The 19,779-nt window shown below is 50.0% G+C and carries 21 protein-coding genes; all 21 read right to left on the reverse strand.

Translation table 11 applies throughout. The features are described from left to right. Nucleotides 1–156: 156 nt before the first annotated feature. The 21 genes from ABD028_RS08990 to ABD028_RS09090 all read right to left on the reverse strand — a co-directional run bounded on the left by ABD028_RS08990 (nt 157) and on the right by ABD028_RS09090 (nt 19,501). Nucleotides 157–540 (reverse strand): ClpXP protease specificity-enhancing factor, encoded by a 384-nt coding sequence (locus tag ABD028_RS08990; protein ID WP_343844325.1) that lies wholly within the window; start codon nt 538–540, stop codon nt 157–159. Nucleotides 541–560: 20 nt separating this feature from the next. Beyond that, nucleotides 561–1,193 carry a stringent starvation protein SspA gene (gene sspA, locus ABD028_RS08995; RefSeq protein WP_102797201.1) on the reverse strand — a complete coding sequence of 211 codons (633 nt, stop codon included), beginning with the start codon at nt 1,191–1,193 and terminating at the stop codon, nt 561–563. A gap of 159 nt (nt 1,194–1,352) precedes the next feature. Further along, nucleotides 1,353–2,090, reverse strand: coding sequence for a cytochrome c1 (locus ABD028_RS09000; protein WP_343844328.1), 738 nt, complete (start codon nt 2,088–2,090; stop codon nt 1,353–1,355). Continuing rightward, on the reverse strand, nt 2,090–3,355 hold the full coding sequence (locus ABD028_RS09005; protein ID WP_343844330.1) for a cytochrome b: 1,266 nt from the start codon (nt 3,353–3,355) through the stop codon (nt 2,090–2,092). The genes ABD028_RS09000 and ABD028_RS09005 overlap by 1 nt, the downstream gene beginning before the upstream one ends. Before the next feature lies 1 nt (nt 3,356). Beyond that, nucleotides 3,357–3,950: a ubiquinol-cytochrome c reductase iron-sulfur subunit gene (petA, locus tag ABD028_RS09010; RefSeq protein WP_343844331.1), complete on the reverse strand. Its 594-nt coding sequence runs from the start codon at nt 3,948–3,950 to the stop codon at nt 3,357–3,359. Between the two features lie 240 nt (nt 3,951–4,190). Then, nucleotides 4,191–4,583 (reverse strand): 30S ribosomal protein S9, encoded by a 393-nt coding sequence (gene rpsI, locus ABD028_RS09015; protein ID WP_102797205.1) that lies wholly within the window; start codon nt 4,581–4,583, stop codon nt 4,191–4,193. Between the two features lie 13 nt (nt 4,584–4,596). Further along, nucleotides 4,597–5,025 (reverse strand): 50S ribosomal protein L13, encoded by a 429-nt coding sequence (rplM, locus tag ABD028_RS09020; RefSeq protein ID WP_102797206.1) that lies wholly within the window; start codon nt 5,023–5,025, stop codon nt 4,597–4,599. A gap of 252 nt (nt 5,026–5,277) precedes the next feature. After that, a complete protein-coding gene (luxS, locus tag ABD028_RS09025) occupies nt 5,278–5,787 on the reverse strand; it encodes an S-ribosylhomocysteine lyase (RefSeq protein WP_343844333.1) in 510 nt (169 codons plus the stop codon). A gap of 89 nt (nt 5,788–5,876) precedes the next feature. Beyond that, on the reverse strand, nt 5,877–6,440 hold the full coding sequence (locus ABD028_RS09030; RefSeq protein ID WP_343844335.1) for a hydrolase: 564 nt from the start codon (nt 6,438–6,440) through the stop codon (nt 5,877–5,879). A gap of 3 nt (nt 6,441–6,443) precedes the next feature. Further along, nucleotides 6,444–6,794 (reverse strand): DUF4870 domain-containing protein, encoded by a 351-nt coding sequence (locus ABD028_RS09035; protein WP_102797209.1) that lies wholly within the window; start codon nt 6,792–6,794, stop codon nt 6,444–6,446. 93 nt (nt 6,795–6,887) lie between these two features. Continuing rightward, nucleotides 6,888–7,310 carry a DUF192 domain-containing protein gene (locus ABD028_RS09040; protein WP_343844337.1) on the reverse strand — a complete coding sequence of 141 codons (423 nt, stop codon included), beginning with the start codon at nt 7,308–7,310 and terminating at the stop codon, nt 6,888–6,890. 71 nt (nt 7,311–7,381) lie between these two features. After that, complete coding sequence (locus ABD028_RS09045) at nt 7,382–7,747, reverse strand: hypothetical protein (protein WP_343844339.1); 366 nt, start codon at nt 7,745–7,747, stop codon at nt 7,382–7,384. A 103-nt stretch (nt 7,748–7,850) separates the two neighbouring features. Then, nucleotides 7,851–9,026: a hydroxymethylglutaryl-CoA reductase gene (locus tag ABD028_RS09050; RefSeq protein ID WP_102797212.1), complete on the reverse strand. Its 1,176-nt coding sequence runs from the start codon at nt 9,024–9,026 to the stop codon at nt 7,851–7,853. Nucleotides 9,027–9,461: 435 nt separating this feature from the next. Beyond that, nucleotides 9,462–12,074 (reverse strand): bifunctional aconitate hydratase 2/2-methylisocitrate dehydratase, encoded by a 2,613-nt coding sequence (gene acnB / locus ABD028_RS09055; RefSeq protein ID WP_343844341.1) that lies wholly within the window; start codon nt 12,072–12,074, stop codon nt 9,462–9,464. A 197-nt stretch (nt 12,075–12,271) separates the two neighbouring features. Beyond that, a complete protein-coding gene (locus ABD028_RS09060) occupies nt 12,272–13,366 on the reverse strand; it encodes a tetratricopeptide repeat protein (RefSeq protein WP_343844343.1) in 1,095 nt (364 codons plus the stop codon). A 133-nt stretch (nt 13,367–13,499) separates the two neighbouring features. Further along, the gene (locus ABD028_RS09065) at nt 13,500–14,333 is read right to left on the reverse strand and encodes an HDOD domain-containing protein (RefSeq protein WP_343844344.1); all 834 of its coding nucleotides are present in this window, start codon (nt 14,331–14,333) and stop codon (nt 13,500–13,502) included. Beyond that, nucleotides 14,333–14,590, reverse strand: a complete 258-nt coding sequence (locus ABD028_RS09070) for a DUF1289 domain-containing protein (RefSeq protein WP_102797217.1) — start codon at nt 14,588–14,590, stop codon at nt 14,333–14,335. The genes ABD028_RS09065 and ABD028_RS09070 overlap by 1 nt, the downstream gene beginning before the upstream one ends. Then, nucleotides 14,577–17,717: an efflux RND transporter permease subunit gene (locus tag ABD028_RS09075; protein ID WP_343844346.1), complete on the reverse strand. Its 3,141-nt coding sequence runs from the start codon at nt 17,715–17,717 to the stop codon at nt 14,577–14,579. The genes ABD028_RS09070 and ABD028_RS09075 overlap by 14 nt, the downstream gene beginning before the upstream one ends. A gap of 9 nt (nt 17,718–17,726) precedes the next feature. Further along, complete coding sequence (locus ABD028_RS09080; RefSeq protein ID WP_343844348.1) at nt 17,727–18,968, reverse strand: efflux RND transporter periplasmic adaptor subunit; 1,242 nt, start codon at nt 18,966–18,968, stop codon at nt 17,727–17,729. 36 nt (nt 18,969–19,004) lie between these two features. After that, nucleotides 19,005–19,340 (reverse strand): hypothetical protein, encoded by a 336-nt coding sequence (locus ABD028_RS09085; protein WP_343844350.1) that lies wholly within the window; start codon nt 19,338–19,340, stop codon nt 19,005–19,007. Next, nucleotides 19,337–19,501 carry a hypothetical protein gene (locus ABD028_RS09090; RefSeq protein ID WP_343844352.1) on the reverse strand — a complete coding sequence of 55 codons (165 nt, stop codon included), beginning with the start codon at nt 19,499–19,501 and terminating at the stop codon, nt 19,337–19,339. The genes ABD028_RS09085 and ABD028_RS09090 overlap by 4 nt, the downstream gene beginning before the upstream one ends. Nucleotides 19,502–19,779 lie beyond the last annotated feature (278 nt).

Here is a 19,779-nt window from a genome sequence, read left to right on the forward strand (position 1 = left end):
GCTGGAAGGGGCTGACCACTTCTCCAATACCCTTTACTACCATCATAAAACCTTGTTCTACAGCGAACTGCTTAACTGGCTTGAGCATAAGTGTGGGTAAGGGAATAGTCGCCCATTAAAAATAAAAAAAGGCCATGAGTTTCATGGCCTTTTTTATTACTTAACCACTTTCAGCTGTGGTCGCCCTTTTGGTGGTTCAGGGGGCGGGGTAGGCTCAGGAGGAGAGGTTTCAGGTTCTTCCTCGAAGATAGTCCCAGCACCGTTCTCTCTGGCATAAATAGCCAGCACAGCTTGTATAGGCACTTCCAGACGCCTGGCAACACCGCCAAAGCGTGCGTCAAAAGTGACTTCCAGATTCCCCATCTGCAGCTTGCCACAAGCGCTGGGAGCGATATTCAGTACAATCTGCCCGTCCCTGACATGCTCCTGCGGTACTTGTGTGCCAGGCACTCTGGCATCCACCACCAAATGGGGAGTCAGATCGTTATCCACTATCCACTCATAAAAAGCCCTAAGCAAATAGGGCTTGTTGGACGTCATCTTGATAGTACTGTCCATCATCAGAGCGGGTTGTGGATTTCACGTTCCTGATCGGTCAGTGATGCTTTAAAGGAGCTGCGATCAAAGATCCGGTTCATATAGGCTTTGACTTCCTTAGCCCCTGCACCTGAAATTTCAATTCCCAGGGCGGGTAAGCGCCACAACAGTGGAGCCAGGTAGCAATCAACCAGACTGAACTCTTCGCTCATAAAGAATGGATTGTCGGCAAACAGCGGTGCCAGAGCCAGAATGTTCTCGCGCAGTTCCTGACGGGCTGCGGCAACATCACCAGCACCTTTCAGAATCTTTTCTGCCAGGCTATACCAGTCCTGCTCGATGCGATGCATCATCAGACGGCTCTGCCCACGGGAAACCGGATATACAGGCATCAAGGGTGGGTGCGGGAAACGCTCATCCAGATATTCCATGATGATATGCGAACGATACAATACCAACTCGCGATCAACCAGGGTGGGCAGTGTGCCGTATGGATTCAAATCAATCAGATCCTCTGGCTGATTAGCCGGATCCACGTAGCAGATTTCAACACCCACACCTTTCTCAGCCAGTACAATACGTACTTGATGGCTGTATATGTCCAGCGTGTCCGAGAATAATGTCATGATCGAACGTTTGTTCGCGGCTAAGGCCATTCACACTCCTCCAAAAACCAAATATCCAACGCCAATTTTATTAGTCAAATCACAACCGTATGATTTAGCTAATAAAATTGGCATCATCTAAAACGTTAAAAAAGGGCAGTGTGAATCACCACACTGCCCTTTTGCGATTATACAGGAATTTGTGCCTAATTAGTGCACATCACGCCAATATTCTTTCTTCAGCAGGTAAACAAATACAAACAGAACCAGAATAAAGACTATAACCCAACGACCGATGCTTTCGGCTTCCAATCTGGATGGCTCTCCCAGATAAACCAGGTAGTTCACCAAATCTAAAACTGCAGCATCATATTCGTCGGGGCTTAGCATACCGGTGCCATCAGACTTAATGCCCACGTACACAGACTGCATTTCACCATCGATCATACGCTCTTCGTGCTGATCATAAGGCACACCTTGCAGCTCCTGCAGAACATGTGGCATACCCACTTCAGGGAAAACCTTATTGTTCACACCAAACGGGCGACTTTCGTCGACATAGAAACTTCTGAAGTAAGTGTACAGCCAGTCTGCGCCACGCACCCTAGCGACCAGCGTCAAATCCGGTGGCGGTGCGCCAAACCATTTAGCAGCAGACTCTTTTGGAATCGCGCTCTTCATATAGTCACCGACTTTCTCACCTGTTACCTGCAGGTTTTCCTGCCCCAGGTCCAGAGGAACGCCCAGATCTTCAAAGGTGCGCTGATAGCGCTGATATTGTGTCTGGTGGCAGCCCATGCAGTAGTTCATAAAGATCTGCGCACCGCGCTGCAGTGACGGCTGGTCAGTACGGTCAATATGAGCTTTATCCAGATGCACACTATGACCACCGGCTGCCATGGCCAGAGACGGCAATAACAGGCCAATTAGAACAACGAGCTTCTTCATTAACCGATCCTCTCTGGCAGTGGCTTGGTTTTTTCATTCTTACTGTACAACCACAGCAAACCAAAGAAGGCGAAGTACATGATTGTCGCAATCTGAGACGCCGTGACTTTCCATGGCTCTTGTGGCGTACCGCCAAGATAGCCCAGGAACACAAATACAATGGCAAACACGATCAGGTTGTACTTGTGAATACCGCTGCGGTAGCGCCAGGATTTCACTTTGCCGCGGTCAATCCAGGGCAACAAGGCCAGCATAATAATCGCAGCAAACATCGCAATAACACCAAACAGTTTATCCGGTACTGCCTTCAAAATGGCGTAGAAAGGCGTGAAATACCATACCGGGAAGATGTGCTCAGGAGTTTTCAGCGGGTTAGCAATTTCAAAGTTAGGCGCTTCAAGGAAATAGCCACCCATTTCCGGCTTAAAGAACATGATGTAACAGAAGGCCAGCAGGAAAACACTGAATGCCACTAAATCTTTCAGCACAATATGTGGGAAGAAAGGCACCACGTCATCAATGATGTCGTACTTGTTGGTGTAGTACTCATGCATCTTGAACTTGGTTTTTTCTTCTTCTTTCAAGGAACCTTTTTTACGCTTAACTTCTACACCGTCTGGGTTGTTGGAACCCACTTCGTGCAGCGCAACGATATGCAGGAACACCAAAATCACGATAACCAGGGGCAATGCAATGACATGCAAGGCAAAGAAGCGGTTCAGTGTGGCACCGGAGATAACATAATCGCCCTGAATCCAAACGGTTAAGTCTTCGCCGATGACAGGAATAGCGCCGAACAGTGACACGATAACCTGAGCACCCCAATAAGACATCTGTCCCCAAGGCAATACATAGCCCATAAAGGCTTCAGCCATCAGCGCCAGATAAATAAACATGCCGAACAGCCACAGCAATTCCCGTGGTTTTTGATAAGAACCGTAGATCATGCCGCGGAACATGTGCAGATACACAACGATAAAGAACGCAGAGGCGCCGGTGCTGTGCATGTAGCGGATAATATAACCGTAATCCACTTCACGCATAATATATTCAACTGAGGCAAAAGCGCGCTCAGCGGACGGCTCAAAGCTCATGGTCAGCCAGATGCCGGTGACAATTTGGTTAACCAGTACGATGGTGGCCAAAAAGCCAAATACGTACCAGAAATTCATATTTTTAGGTGCGGGGTACTCCATGGCGTGCATCTTGGCCACACGCATCATGGGAATACGATATTCAATCCAGTCGAGCAGATTCTGCCACATGTTATGCCGCCCCCTCTTGTGAACCGATAAGAATGGTGTTGTCGTCGATATACATGTAGGGCGGTACAACCAGGTTCAGTGGCGCAGGTACGCCCTGGAATACACGACCAGCCATATCAAACTTAGAACCATGGCACGGACAGAAGAAACCGTCTGGCACACCTTCAACTTGTTCCTCGAAGGCACCGCCTTTCAGATGCTGCGGAGAGCAACCAAGGTGAGTACAAATGCCCACCAACACAAGATATTCTTCTTTCAAAGAACGGTATCTGTTGTGAGCAAACTCGGGCTGCTGTGGCTCATCTGAGTTGGGGTCTTTGAGCTGATCTTCATGGTTCGCCAGTTCTGCAAGCAACTCTGGAGTACGACGTACAATCCAAACCGGTTTGCTTCGCCATTCAATGCGTAACAACTGACCTGGTTCGACTTTGCTGATATCTACTTCCACATCAGCACCGGCAGCTTTGGCTTTGGCACTGGGGTTCCAGGAAGCAATAAATGGCACAGCCACGCCCGCCACTCCGACGCCGCCCACCACAGAGGTGGCTATCGTCAGGAATCGGCGCCTGCTGTTATCTACTGGCGCATTGCTCATCCACTTTTCTCCAAAGGTTGGATTTAGTGTATTTCCTGACCATTCGTCTTCTGGGATTTGCAAATGTTACAGGAAATCTTGGGGGTTATATTTTAGCGGGAAATGATAAAAGAAAACCCCTGCAAAACACAAGGAAATGATGGGTAAAACAAGGTATTAGTTGACTTAATACTGGCAGGCAAGGGCAACAAAAAAGAAAAACCCGGCCATGGCCGGGTTTTTGCAACATGCTGCGTAATCTTAACGCTTGGAGAACTGAGGACGTCTGCGGGCTTTGTGCAAACCGACCTTTTTACGTTCAACTTCACGAGCATCACGAGTCACGAAACCTGCTTTACGCAGAGCCGGACGCAGTGCTTCGTCATATTCCATCAGGGCACGAGTGATACCGTGACGGATAGCGCCAGCCTGACCGCTGATACCACCACCAGTTACAGTGATGTACAGGTCAAACTTGTCAGTCATTTCCAACAGTTCCAAAGGCTGACGTACTACCATGCGAGCAGTTTCACGACCGAAGAACTCTTCGATAGTGCGCTTGTTGATAGTGATTTTACCACTGCCTGGGCGAATGAATACGCGAGCAGTGGAGCTTTTACGACGGCCAGTACCGTAATATTGATTATCTGCCATAACTCAATGCTCCTTAAATATCCAGAACCTGTGGCTGCTGAGCGGCATGGGCATGCTCAGAACCAGCGTAGACCTTCATTTTGCGGAACATCGCACGGCCCAGAGGACCTTTAGGCAACATACCTTTAACCGCTCTTTCGATGATCAGCTCAGGCTTGTGGGCTTGCAGCTTCTCGAAAGTGGTTTCCTTCAGACCACCAACGTAGCCAGTGTAGGAATAGTACATCTTGTCCTTGGTCTTATTACCAGTTACACGTACTTTTTCAGCGTTGATAACCACAATGTAGTCACCTGTGTCCACGTGAGGCGTGTACTCAGGCTTGTGTTTACCGCGCAGACGACGGGCGATTTCGGTCGCCAGGCGTCCAAGAGTCTTGTCTGTGGCGTCAACCACGAACCAGTCACGTTTTACCGTCTCTGGCTTAGCAACAAAAGTTTTCATTTTGACTTACCCAAAAGATTCAAATAGTTACTTGCGCTAACTTGCAGCCATGCTGCCAGTCAGCTGCTAAACCGGTGTATTTGCCCCTTCGAGCAAGCCGGTTGTCCCGCCTTCCCAAGGCGGCAGTTGTAACTGGGCAGGGCGCGCATTATACAGAATTTAGAATAAAAGGCGAGGGTAAATTTTAGGCAAAAGGTGATTCTTTGCATTTATTAAAAACCCGGCATAAGCCGGGTTTAACCTTTGGATTTGCTATAGCTTACCCAAAATTTCGTCGCTTAATTTCAGATCATCGTTCTTATTCACAGCGACACCCGCCCCGATGACATCACGGGCGATATCCTGGGCTTCCAGCAAGGAGTGCATGGCATAGGTACCACATTGGTATTCGTTTAGCTCGGGAATCTCAGACTGATTGGCCACCCTGATAACATCCTGCATAGCCGCCAGCCAAGCATCTGCTACGCGCTGTTCGGAGGGCTCACCAATCAAACTCATATAAAAACCGGTGCGGCATCCCATAGGGGAAATATCGATGATCTCCACACCATTACCGTTTAAATGGTCACGCATAAAGCCGGCAAATAAATGCTCCAGTGTGTGAATTCCCTTTTCGCTCAGAATGTTCTGATTAGGAACACAAAAGCGCAGGTCAAACACAGTTATGGTATCCCCTTTTGGGGTACTCATGGTTTTAGCCACGCGCACTGCTGGCGCATGCATACGGGTATGGTCAACGGTAAAGCTGTCTAGCAATGGCATCGGCTTCTCCAGATTGGGTCATGATAAAAAGGGTGCATAGAATAACACTATTGCCAACCGGCCTAAACTGCCCAATAGTTTTTAGCACACTACAAGCGGGGCAAAGATTTAATCAGGGGTAACAGGGGCTTAAAGGCGGGATGCTGGGCACTGGCCAGCCACTCAAACAACAACATCTCCACATTACAAAGTCTACAGCCTTCCTGTGTGAGTCTTTGCAGCGCCAGTTGCTTATGTGCTTCCTGCTTTGACGCCACCGCATCGGCAACAATATACACAGCATGTTTTTGCGTTAGCAAGCCTAACGCCGTCTGCAACACACATATATGGGCTTCAATCCCACAAAGTATTAAATATCGTCGATTAAGTGCGGCTATCTGACGGGCAAAATCCGGCTCTGAACAAGCGTCAAAATGCTGTTTGGCAATAGGACGCCGCGCCCTAAGCAGAGCGCTTATTTCAGGAACAGTCGGCCCTAACCCAGCAGGATTCTGTTCCAGCCAAAGGATAGGAATATCCAATTGCACTGCACCTTGTAACAAGACGCAGATGCGGTGAATTAAACTTTCTGCGTCCGGCATCATACGCGCCAGTTTGCCCTGGACGTCCACTAATACCAGGGCACTATTCTGCGCGCTGAGGCGGGTAGGCATAGGCTATTTAATTAAACGTACAGCAAAAGGTACGCGAAAGTCCTTACCACTGGACACGGCAACGGCCCCTAAAATACAAAAAATCAGGTGTACCAAACCAATAATTGGAATGAGCAACGCACCTATCAGAATCACGGTTAAGATCATGGCTGCGATGTAGGCAAATATGGCAGTGATAGACCAGTTCAAGGCTTCTTTGGATTGGTCCAATACATACGCATCATCCTTTTTCACCAGATAAAACACCAATCCGGGAATAAAGCCGAAGAAAATGGTCCCTATCCACAGAAGCAGCGCCAGGTTTTTAGAATCCTGACTGATGACGCCTGATTCGGTTGGAAGTGAGTCTGACATACAATTATCCTTATTTTCTGTTGTAGGAAACTGGTTTAAAAATCGACTCTACAAGAGAAAAGCACATCGCACTACTACGACCAGATGCTTAAACTACATCGCGGCTCGTATTGTCACCTTATCGCCAGACTTAATATGGTTAGCAGCAAACCAGCCCTGATTCATTTCCCAGGCATAGCTTGCGGGCAATTCCGAGTCCACTGGGGTCAGATCATGGGGCTGCATAGGTTTAATCACCAGTATTTCACCCTCGGCATTCAAAAATGCTACGTCCAGCGGTATCAGGGTATTTTTCATCCACATACTGATCACTCTGGGCTGTTGGTACTCAAACAGCATGCCGCAATCGCTGCAAAGTGATTCACGGTGCATCAACCCCATGGCTCGCGCCTCATAACTTTGTGCAAGTTCAAGCTGTAGTTGTTTTTCACCTACTGACACCTGCACTTTGCCAAACAGGCTAGCTGCAGCCAAGCCTGAAACCGCCAAACCCAATAAAACCACTAGTAAGCGCATTGTTTTTCTACCTTGAGGATCCTGAGCGTTAAGGTATCGCTACAGCGAAGCCGACGCAACATGCAGCATAGTTATAAGCCACTGATAAAGGACTCTATTTCACTCGCCTTGTCAGACAACAACAGAGGAATCTGCAACTTTCCCAGTGCTTGGGCCTGAATTAGATCACGAAACAATGGACCAACATCGCAGGCAATGCCAATACAGCCGTTTTCCTCTGCCTGTCGGTACGTTTCAATAAGCTCTGGTAAAGCCTCGCTGGTCAGCGCCGCTTCGTTACCGGCATGCTCATACAAGATCCATCCGGATAACTTAGCAGCAGCCAACAATAGCGCTTGTCGATAGCGCAGCAGCCCGGGGCGATTAAAACTCCCCCGGGGAAAACTATGTAAAACACGCCCATGCAGTTTCAGTTCAAAAGTGCCGTGTTCCAGCATTGGGATAACCAGATGATCGTTATGACAGCAAGTATAGAAGAGCATAAGACGCTGAATGGTCAAATCTCCAACACTCAGCGTTTCAGATACTGGAATTGAACGGTCAGGGACGATTGCGCCCTAAACGATCATGGCTGCTTACCCAATGCCCGGCAATAACTGCACAAGCCAGGGAGATATCACCAGCCAGCACAGTAGCAGCGACTATCTCGGCAAATTTGTTCGCTTTGCCCTTTCCATAGCAGCCCAGCAAATTCAGGCATTCTTTTTGAGTAGGCAACCCAGTGCCGCCGCCATAGGTGGCAACAATCAAAGAAGGCAAAGTGACGGACAAATAGAGGTCATCATTTTCCAGCAATTCATGGGACAAATGGCCAGCGTGAGATTCCACCACGTTCGCTTCATCCTGACCTGTGGCTATAAAAAGGGAAGCAATACCATTGGCCGAATGCGGACCGTTATAGGCAGCGCCGGCGATACGCGCACCGACATTGGACAGCACGGCCGCCTTGGCCATCATACGGCTGTCCACATGCATGATTTTGCGCAGTACTTCTTTTTTCAGCACAATCTCGGCAATCACCCGTCGGCCACGGGAATGAATCATATTCAGTTGCGAATGCTTTTTATCGGTATCCATATTGCCTGACAACAAATAGTCACAGGGAATGGGCGAATTCTGCTTGATCCATTCACTGGCCGCTAAAGTGGCTTTACTGACCATGTTTTGTCCGGCTGCATCGCCTGTGGTGTAGTTAAAACGCAGATAACGCATTTTAGCCACAGACCATTGTTCAATATGTTGTAGTTTGGCAATGCTGCTGGTGCTCTCTGCCACTTCAGCAATTTGCGCAAAATGCGCGCTTACCCACTGACCAAAATCCCGCGCCTGGCGGGCATTTTCAAACAAAAAGGCTGGAGCGCGCTGCATAAACTGTTCAACCACCGTAGTGGTCACGCCGCCACATTCATTGATAACCCGCATGCCGCGGCTGTAACTTGCCACCAGCGTCCCTTCGGTGGTGGCCAAAGGCACATAAAACTGGCCTTGGGCATACTCACCATCAATTTGCACCGGCCCGGCAATACCAACCGGCATTTGCACTATGCCAATAAAGTTTTCAATATTGCCCGGCAGTACTGCAGGGTCAATGCTGAACTGGCCAGTGTATTCCATTTGTTCACCGGTTTTATCAGCCAGAAATTCACGACGTTTATCGGCCATTTCCCGGCTGTAATCATTGCGTCTGTCCCTGGGTATGCGGTCATCTAGATTCATGCTGTGTCCTTGTTGATTTGGGTACAAAAGATAAATAACGGCCTGATTAGGGCGATTTTGTCACTACTTCAGTATATTTTTTAGCATTATCCAGGCCAGTTTCCATTTAAACGCCAGCAGATGGCAAAAACATGACAAGATCCAGTCCCTTGGACTGGCTAACCGCTATCTGATAGTCAGCACTTGCATCAGGAAGATGCATCAATTTGGTGCAGATTACACACGACTCCATGGACATCGCCGGTGAAAGCTCCTTGCAACACCGGCATACGACCGCCAAGGATGGCGGAAGTGCAGATTACGCAGGAGCGGTTATCTGCCCGCCCATCCATGGAAATCGGCGCTCTTTGGCATCCATGCCACCGCGCCATACCGTCCATCCATGGACATAAAAAAGCCGGGACAAGTCCCGGCTTTTCAACGCTTAGCTAGCTATCAGGCTACATTCAGAGTAGGAATGATGTCTGCCTTAGCTTTTTGCTCGGCCTTTTTGAACTCATCCATACGGTCGAAGTTCAGATAGCGATAGATATCACCGGCCATAGAGTCAATCTTACTGGCGTATTGCAGATACTCTTCGGTGGTCGGAATACGACCCAGAATAGCACCGACAGCGGCCAGTTCTGCTGATGTCAGGTATACGTTGGCACCGTCGCCCAGACGGTTGGGGAAGTTACGGGTAGAAGTAGACAACACAGTGCTGCCAGCGGCTACACGTGCCTGGTTACCCATACACAGTGAACATCCTGGCATCTCAGTACGCACACCAGCACGGCCATAGATGTTGTAGTAACCTTCTTCCATCAGCTGCGCCTGATCCATCTTGGTCGGTGGTGACATCCACAGACGTGTGGTCAGGGCTTCTTTGTTCTGCTCCAGTAACTTACCGGCGGCACGGAAGTGGCCGATGTTAGTCATACAGGAACCGATAAACACTTCGTCTACCTTGTCACCGGCAACTTCAGACAGGGTCTTAGCATCATCCGGGTCATTGGGGCAGCAAACGATAGGCTCTTTGATATCAGCCAGATCGATTTCGATGATTTCAGCATATTCCGCATCGGCGTCAGCTTGCATCAGTTCAGGCTTAGCCAGCCACTCTTCCATCTTACGAGCACGACGCTCAAGGGTACGAGGATCACCGTAACCATGGCTGATCATCCAACGCAGCATAGTGATATTGGAGTTCAGGTACTCGGCAATGGACTCCTGAGACAGCTTGATGGTACAGCCGGCCGCGGAGCGTTCGGCAGAAGCATCAGACAGCTCAAAGGCCTGTTCAACGGTCAGGTCTTCCAGACCTTCGATTTCCAGAATACGGCCAGAGAACGCATTCACTTTACCTTTTTTGGCAACAGTCAGCAGACCTTGCTTGATACCGTAAAGTGGAATGGCATGTACCAGATCACGCAGGGTGATACCCGGCTGCATCTTACCTTTAAAACGCACCAGCACAGACTCAGGCATATCCAAAGGCATCACACCTGTGGCGGCCGCGAAAGCCACCAGGCCGGAACCGGCTGGGAAGGAAATGCCGATTGGGAAACGGGTATGCGAGTCACCACCTGTACCCACGGTATCGGGCAACAACATGCGGTTCAGCCAGCTGTGGATAATACCGTCGCCAGGGCGCAGGCTCACACCACCTCGGTTCATAATAAAGTCCGGCAGGGTATGCTGGGTGTCAATATCTACCGGCTTAGGGTAGGCCGCCGTGTGACAGAATGACTGCATAGTTAAATCGGCAGAGAAACCCAGACAAGCCAGGTCTTTCAGCTCATCACGGGTCATGGGACCTGTGGTATCCTGAGAGCCTACCGTGGTCATCTTAGGTTCGCAGTAAGTACCTGGGCGGATACCTTCCACACCACAAGCACGGCCAACCATCTTCTGCGCCAGGGTGAAGCCTTTACCGGTATCAGCTGGTTGCTCCGGCACACGGAAGAAATCAGCTGGCGGCAGACCCAGTGACTCACGCGCCTTCTCGGTCAAACCACGACCGATGATCATATTGATACGGCCACCAACACGCACTTCATCCAGGATGACTTTAGAGTTGTAGCTGTACTCAGCCAGTAACTCGCCAGTTTCGGCGTTTTTGATTTTGCCTTCAAATGGATAAATGTCGATCACATCGCCCATTTCCATTTTGTCTACATCGGCTTCGAATACCAGCGCACCGGCATCTTCCATGGTGTTGAAGAAGATAGGTGCCACTTTGGAGCCAAAACAGATTCCACCGCTACGTTTGTTCGGCACGCCAGGCATATCTTCACCGAAATACCACAATACCGAGTTGGTAGCAGACTTACGTGAAGAGCCAGTTCCTACCACGTCACCGATAAAGGCAACCGGATGGCCTTTGGCTTTAATTTCTTCGATTTGTTTCAGCGGGCCTACTTCACCATGCTGTTCTGGGGTTAAACCGTCACGAGTCATTTTGTACATGGCACGGGCATGCAGCGGAATATCCGGACGTGACCAGGCATCAGGCGCAGGCGACAGGTCATCGGTGTTGGTTTCGCCGGTGACTTTAAATACCGTCACAGTGATCTTTTCTGCCAGCTCAGGGCGGCTGGTAAACCACTCGGCTTCCGCCCAGGATTGCATAACATCTTTAGCAAAAGCATTGCCGGCTTTGGCTTTCTCTTCCACATCATGGAAAGCATCGAACATCAGCAGGGTATGCTTCAGCTCTTCTGCGGCCTGCTCTGCCAGCTCGTTATCATCCAGCAATTCGACCAGGGTGGCAATGTTGTAACCACCATGCATATTACCCAGCAACTGCACTGCTGCATCTTTGCTAACCAAAGGAGATACCGCTTCACCTTTAACAATGGCGGTTAAAAAGCCCGCTTTAACATAAGCGGCTTCATCCACACCAGGCGGGACACGCTCAGAAATAAGTTCCACCAGGAAGGATTCTTCACCGGCGGGGGGATTCTTCAACAATTCAACCAGTTCGGCGACCTGTTCGGCGCTCAGAGGTTTTGGTGGGACACCTTCAGCGGCACGTTCTGCAACGTGTTGACGATATGCTTCTAACACAGTTTGGTCCTCTTCGATGAGTTAGCCGCCTTGTCACTGGTCGCCCAGTTGGCAGCAAGAACGATAAACCCGACAAGTATAAGGGTTTAGTATGAAGATTTGAATTTGCCCAGCCTTTAGTTCACTTATAGCCAGAATAAATTTCAGTGATGTTGATTAAAAATTAATAAATCCCGTGAATAAGATAGGAATAATTCTCATCTGGATACTTCCTCGCCACTGTGGGCACTGGCACGCAAAGTACTCAATTTCGCTTCATAAAGTTGCCTTTGCCTGGTTTGATAACTTAACGCAATGGCTTTCTCCAGTGCTTCTGATGCTTTCACCAGTTTTCCCATCGCGTGATATGACTTGGCCAGTCCCAAATAGCTTTCTTCCAGATAAGGGGCCAGTTGTTGTGCTTTTAGGTAATTTTCCAGGGCGTAGTGTACTTTGCCTTCAGCAAAAAAGCCCTCGGCAAGACTCAACCAATTATAGGGGTTAGCATCATCCACATTGCCCAGTTGCGCGGCTATTTCAGCGGCCTCTGCGAGCTTGCCCTGCCGGAGCAATAACTTACGATAATTGTCCAGCAATTCCAGCGAAGTGGCACCGCGCTCGCGCGCATAGGCATAGGTCTGCGCGGATTCATCAATTAAGCCTGCTCGCGAATATGCTAATGCCAGGCTATTGAGACTGCCGGGATTAAGCTGTCCATGTTGCAGGGCTCGCCGACTCAGTTGGTAAGCCAGCGTTAATTGATTATTCACCAGCGCCTCCGCAGCCTGATTCTGGTAAAACATCGCGATTACGTCTTGCTCGGTGCGTTTAGCGCCATAACGATCACCTCGCGCTGGCAAATAGTCGATTACGACACCGGGGCGGCTAAGATAAAGGATGTCTTTTTCAGGTTTGAAACTGGGATCGTATACCTTGGTACGAACGTGACTGGATAACATCAACAGGTTGTTTTGCATACGATAAACCGGTGCAGAATCCACTTGCTGATAATCAAGTTCGAGGCCGACCAGTTTCGCCAGGGCACCTGTTACCAATGCCAGCGATAAACAGTTCCCAGCGTTTTTTTCTAATGCCTGCTGAGCGGTGTAGGTATCGCCTTTATAGTCAAAACCGGCTAATCGGCCTTCAAGGTAATCATACAGCCGCCAGTTGGGTGCTCGTGACTGGTTGACTGGCGCATTAAAGTAATGCACAAAGTCCTGCTGTTGCTGTTGGCTGAGTTGGAAAAGCCGTGCTGCGGGTATCGGTTCAGATGGTTGTGTTGCATCTGGCCAGTTTGTTGGCAGATGCAACTGGTATGCTAGGCCAGGGGTTGGTTTGGAAATACTCTGACAAGCTGTCATGCCCAACCATGTAACAACGACAACAATAATATTAACAACCCGCGCTTTTCTCACCCATCTGTCCCTGTTTTAGCAATACAATTCAGAACAATTCAGGATTCATAATCGCCAGAAGCTTATGCGCATCCATTTGGGTAAACTTGATGACATCCTGAATATCTTCGGCTTCCAGTTTAAGTTTTTTCAGTGCGGCCGGTGATACCAGACTGTCCAGTTTGTAACGGCTGTCGACCATATGCAGTGCCAATCGCACGGCTAAATGACCGATGGCCACATCTTTACCGTCTTTGGCCTTGATTTCACTGTGCACATGATTAATCACGTAGCAAAACTGCTCCGGCAAATGCCAGGATTCTAAAATCAGGCCCGAGCACTGGGCATAGGTAAATCCCAATAGCGCTTGTTGATGATGCCAGGGTAGTTTGTCTTTCTGATATTTTTCGCATTCGTGTGCCAAGGCGGCATCTTTGCTGGCCACCACCAGCTCAGCATACTGATGCAATAAGCCCATCACAAAATACTGCTCACTGGCGCGGATTTTAGCTGTTTTGGCCAGATGCTTGGCTAACAGTCCGCAATAAACACTTTGCTGCCAGAAACGTCGCAGATCAATGACTTCAGATGAGAAATGCTTAAAGGCGGTGGTCGCGGTTTCGGCCAGTGCCAGGTTATACAGCGCTTCACCACCAATGACACCAACCGCTTTGGGGATAGAATTTATCTGCGCAGGAAACCGAAACAACGCACTGTTGGCCAGTTTCAGCAGCTTAGAGCTGAGGGATGGATCCACAGCAATCACCTCAGCGATATCCGCCGAATCCGCACTGACATCATCCAGCAGGGCACGAATCCGGCTGCAGGTATCCGGCAGTGCAAATGACTGGCTGGCATATTTGGCTAATTCAGTGGCTTGCATTATGACTGGTCCTCATCAAATCCCAATTGCTGTTGTTCCAACATGTCGCCTCCCCTGGCTGGTTGTTTTGCTGCATTAGCCCGCCTTTTTCGCATTTGGCAGGCCCGGATTATCTTGCGTTTTACCCCGTCGTCGATTTGATGCCAATAAAGACGCTCCTCCCTGGTTCGAAAGCATCCCAGACAATAGCCCTTGTCCCCGCTTTGGCATACACCGATGCAGGGACTGGGAATAGCAAAAAACTCAAGTTGTTGCACTTGTCCGGACCAAATCGCTTTGTCTGCGTTCCAGCATATAAAAAATTACCGGAATCACAAACAGAGAAACCAGAGGGGCCAGTATCATACCACCTAGCATAGGTGCGGCAATACGCTGCATTACCTCATGCCCGGTGCCCTGCGTCAGCATAATCGGCAACAGACTGGCCAATATGGTAATAACCGTCATAGCTTTGGGTCTGATACGTTGCACAGCACCTGCCACCACAGCCTGATATAAACCACGTTGGCAGCGCAGTGCAGAATCCTGCCAAGCCTGATTCAGGTACAGATACATTACCACACCAAACTCAGCCGCCACCCCTGCCAATGCGATCATTCCCACAACCACGGCGATGGACAGGTTAAAGCCCAGCCACCAGATAAGCCATAAACTACCGCACAGAGCAATAGGCAGGGTTAACATCACCACCAGGCTCTGCTGCCAGCTGGACAGGGTAAGATAAAGTAAAACCAAGGATAGCAGCAGGGTAAGTGGCACCAACTGTACCAGCTTGCCTTCCACCCGCTTAATGGATTCGTATTGCCCCGACCACTGCACAGAGTATCTGGCTGGCAGTACCAACTGATTGTCGAGCAGCGCCTTAGCCTGAGTCAGGTATTCGCCGACCGAAAGATCCTGAATATCCACAAAGGTCCAGCCAACTTGCCGGGCGTTTTCGCTTTTTATCATGGCCGGACCATCCTGAATCTGTAAGCTGGCCAGCGCCGACAGTGGCACGAAAATCCCTTGGGCTGTGCTGATGGGCAAGCTGGCCAGCGCATCCAGATCCTGACGATACTGGGCTTCAACCCTGACATTCACCGGATATCGCTCATTACCTTTAACCATTTCAGACACTTTCGCTCCCCCCACGGCAGTGCGAATCAATGCCTGCAACTCTGCCAGGCTGATGCCATGTTCACCCAGGGCTTGCAGATTAGGTTGAATATCCAGATAGCGCCCGGCTGCCACGCGCTCTGAGTACACCGAGCGGGTGGCAGGGAGTTGTCGGAGCAATTGCTCAACCTGCACACCAATCTGCTCAATCTGGGCCAGATCAGGTCCGGCGATTTTCAGCCCCAACGGCGTTTTAATGCCCGTCGACAACATATCAATACGGGTTTTGATCGGCTGCACCCAGGCATTAGTGAGGCCAGGAAACTTAACGGTTGCCTGCAACTGGGCAATCACCTTATCCAAGGTCATACCTGGCCGCCACTGTGCCTGTGGTTTCAGTTGAATAGTGGTTTCCAACATGGTCAGGGGGGCGGGATCGGTGGCCGTTTCGGCACGCCCAATCTTACCAAATACGCTTTTAACCTCCGGTATCTGGGCAATCAATCTGTCGGTCTGTTGCAGCAGCTGTGCCGCCTTACCCGCGCTGATACCCGGTAAGGTGGTCGGCATATACAGTAAATCTCCTTCATCGATTTGCGGCATAAACTCCTTGCCCAGCTGTTGCCAGGGATAGTAACCACTTGCCAGCAACAATACGGCCAGTAACAGGCAGGTTTTCGGCCAGGCCAGGGCTTTGTTCAGCAGCGGCCGGTACAGGGCAATCAGACCGCGCGACAGCAGATTCTTATGTTCCGGCACAATCTTGCCCCGCACCCAATAGCCCATCAACACCGGCACCAGAGTAACCGCCAGCAGGGCCGCTGCCGCCATGGCAAAAGATTTGGTCAGGGCTAACGGAGTAAATAAGCGCCCTTCCTGCCCTTCCAATACAAAGACCGGGAAAAAGCTCAGGGTGATAATGAGCAACGACATAAATAGGGCCGGGCCAACCTGTCGACAGGCCTGACTGACTTGCTGCCAATGTTCAGCGCGATTAGGACGGCGGCCATGTTTGGCGTCAAACTGCTCAAGATGCTTGTGCAGGTTTTCGATCATAACGATAGCGGCATCCACCAAGGCGCCAATGGCAATGGCAATGCCTCCCAGACTCATAATATTGGCGCTGATGCCCAATACCCGCATCAGAATAAAGGCAGACAGCAGCGCCAAAGGTAACACCAGCACCGCCACCATAATGGAGCCCAGATGCCAGAGGAACAGCATCAACACCACCGACACCAACAGGATTTCCATCAGCAATTTATCCGACAAATTATCTACCGAGCGCTGAATAAAGGCAGAGCGGTCGTAGGTGGGGACAATATCCACCCCATCGGGCAGGCTGGCTTTCAATTCATTCAATCTGGCTTTGACTCTGTCAATCACCTGCCGGGCGTTCTCACCACTGCGCATCACTATAATGCCGCCAACCACTTCGCCCTGCCCATTCAGCTCGGCAATACCACGGCGTAATTGTGGCCCCAGCCTGACCTCAGCCACGTCCTTGATCTGCAGTGGGATATTGGCGGCGTTTCGTTTGCCCAACGGAATGGCCTGAATGTCCGCAATGGATTCAAGATACCCCCGTACCCGAATCATATATTCGGCTTCAGCCATTTCCACCGATGCGCCACCGGTTTCACCATTATGACTTTGTAAAGCCTCAATAACCTGCTGCACCGACATTTGATAGTTGGCCAGCTTCAGAGGGTCTAACACGATCTGATAGGTACGGGTCATGCCCCCCACGGTGGCGACTTCTGCCACTCCAGACACGGATTGCAGTTCCTGTTTCAGAAACCAGTCCTGCAGGCTCTTCAAATCAGCAAGATCCCAGTTGCCGCTGTTGTCCACCAGGGCATATTGATAAACCCAGCCAACGCCAGAGGCATCCGGCCCCAGTTGCGGCTGTACACCCTCAGGTAACTGGCTGGCTGCCTGGTTTAAGTATTCCAGTACCCGCGAGCGGGCCCAGTAAATGTCGGTACCATCTTCAAACAGAACATAAAGATAGGAATCGCCATAAAATGAAAAACCCCGCACCGACGTGGCACCGGGTACTGCCATCATAATATTGGCAAGCGGATAGGTTATCTGCTGTTCCACCAGTTCCGGGCTTTGCCCGGCATATGGGGTTTTAATAATCACCTGTACGTCGGATAAGTCAGGAATGGCATCAACATTCAGGCCACGCATGGCCTGCCAGCCAGCCATAGCCAGTAAAGCGCTGATTAATAACACCAGCAGACGCTGACGAATGGCCAGCTCAATTAATTTGCTCAGCATGTCAGGCTCCTAGTGGTTATGGCCAGCGCCTTCCAGGCGCTGCATACCTGCGGCCAGGCTGGCCTCGGAATCAAGCAAAAACTGACCTGACACTACCACTTCTTCACCTTCTGCCAGACCAGACAAAATCTCAACCCGTCCTCTGGCCTGCATGCCGGTTTGTACTTTTCGCACCGTGAAACTGTCGTCGCTACTTTTAACCACCACACGCTGCCCTTCGCCGGTTTGAATCACTGCTTGCTTATCAATCACTAACACATCGCGTAAAGGGCCACCAAAAATGGCAACATCTGCTGTCATGCCGGGTTTAATGCGCTCAAGAGGATTATTGACACTGAGCCGCACTTTGAGGCTGCGCGTGACCGGGTCCAGTTGGGGGTAGATATAATCAATATTGGCTTCCAGGGCATGTACACCCAATGCCGCCAAACTGATCTCGGCAGGTTTGCCGAGCTTAAGCCAGTCAAACTGACTTTCAAATACGTCGGCTATCACCCAAAGCTTTTGCAAATCGGAAATGGCCAGCATCTCCACATCCGGGGTCACATACATACCGTGTCGAACGTTCAACGCGGTAATAACACCGGATTGCTGGGCATAAAAAGGCACAGTGTAAAGTGCACGACCCGACTTCTCGATTCCGCTTATGACCTTTTCATCAATGCCCAGCAAACTGAGCCGCAATCTGGCCTGCTGCAGCAAACTGGCCCGGGATGCACCAGAGGCGTTGTGTAATACCTGCAGATAATCATCCTGGGCTACCACCAGTTCCGGCGAGTACAGGGTAAACAGCAGTTCCCCCTGCTCGACCCGCTCACCTACGGCATGGGCGGTCAGTTGTTCCAGCCACCCTGATGCCCGCGGGTGCACATGATGAATAGACGATTGATCAAAACTAACTGTTCCCAGTGTCTTGATGTATTTCCACAAATCGTCGCGTTCAACCATTGCAGTTTTCACTGACATGGCCTGTTGAATTTGTCCGCTGACCCGGATAGAGGGTCCATCATCCTCGGCACTGCTGCTCAAGGTTACTGGCTCCAATGCCATACCACAGATGGGGCAGTTGCCCGGATGATCCTTAACGATATGGCTGTGCATAGGACAAACATAACGTACCTGCCCAAAGACCGCATCGACCTGCGATGTGGGACTGTCATGCTGACTTGCATGGTTGTGATGCTGCGCTGCCACAGTGGGACCAATGACCAGTAAGCTGCCAAGCAAACCAGCGAAAATAATTGATTTCATAAATACTCCTGAATAAGCAAAAAAATAGTGACGAGCTTATTCAGTGTTTTTGGGAGGGCGAAAAAGCGGGTCCGATTGAATCCAATGGATGGTTTGAATAAAACGGCTCCTTTCCCCCTGCATAGCGGGAAATAAACCACAGAGATGGCCAAGGGGTAGGGCCGGGCTGACGCAGTGGCTTGCGCAACTGGCCTGATCGCAACCTTCGCAGCATTCAGCATCCGCCTCTTCTGCATCGGCACTTCCATCGCAGCAGTCATGGGACATAGCCACATCAGCACTTTGCGATATCGGCATTGAGGTGACGTCGGCCGCCACAGGCCAAGCCGTGGCAAGCATCACTATCAGCATAAAACGGGTAAAAAGTTTCACATGCCCTTCTTGTATTGCCACTTACGCCAATGGGGTTTAAACAGGCTATGGTAAAGCATAACAAAGCCACTCAAGGTAAAAAGCCAGGCGCCTATGGTCAAATTGATTAACAAAGGGTTATTAAAATCCTGTCGGTCTTTAAAGTCCAGAATATGTAACATCCAGAAAAATCAAACAACCGCCAAAATTACATACCAAGCCCTGTTTGAACATTGCATGCAACATAGCAATAACCAGGGACTTTGTGAATCTATCGCAAGGTATCAGCCCACCAGCCTAAAGCTTGCCACTATGTCAGGCTCAAGTACTTTGCGAAAAAAAATCATATATGCATAGCAGGCCAGCAAAATTCACTCTGGTTAACAATTGCACAAAGCAGGGTTTTCATTGAATATAGAAACAGGACTGTTGTGCATATGGTCGGCAACAGGGATAACGA

It is taken from the genome of Bowmanella denitrificans (assembly GCF_039522935.1).
In the GTDB taxonomy this organism is placed as follows: Bacteria; Pseudomonadota; Gammaproteobacteria; order Enterobacterales; family Alteromonadaceae; genus Bowmanella; species Bowmanella denitrificans.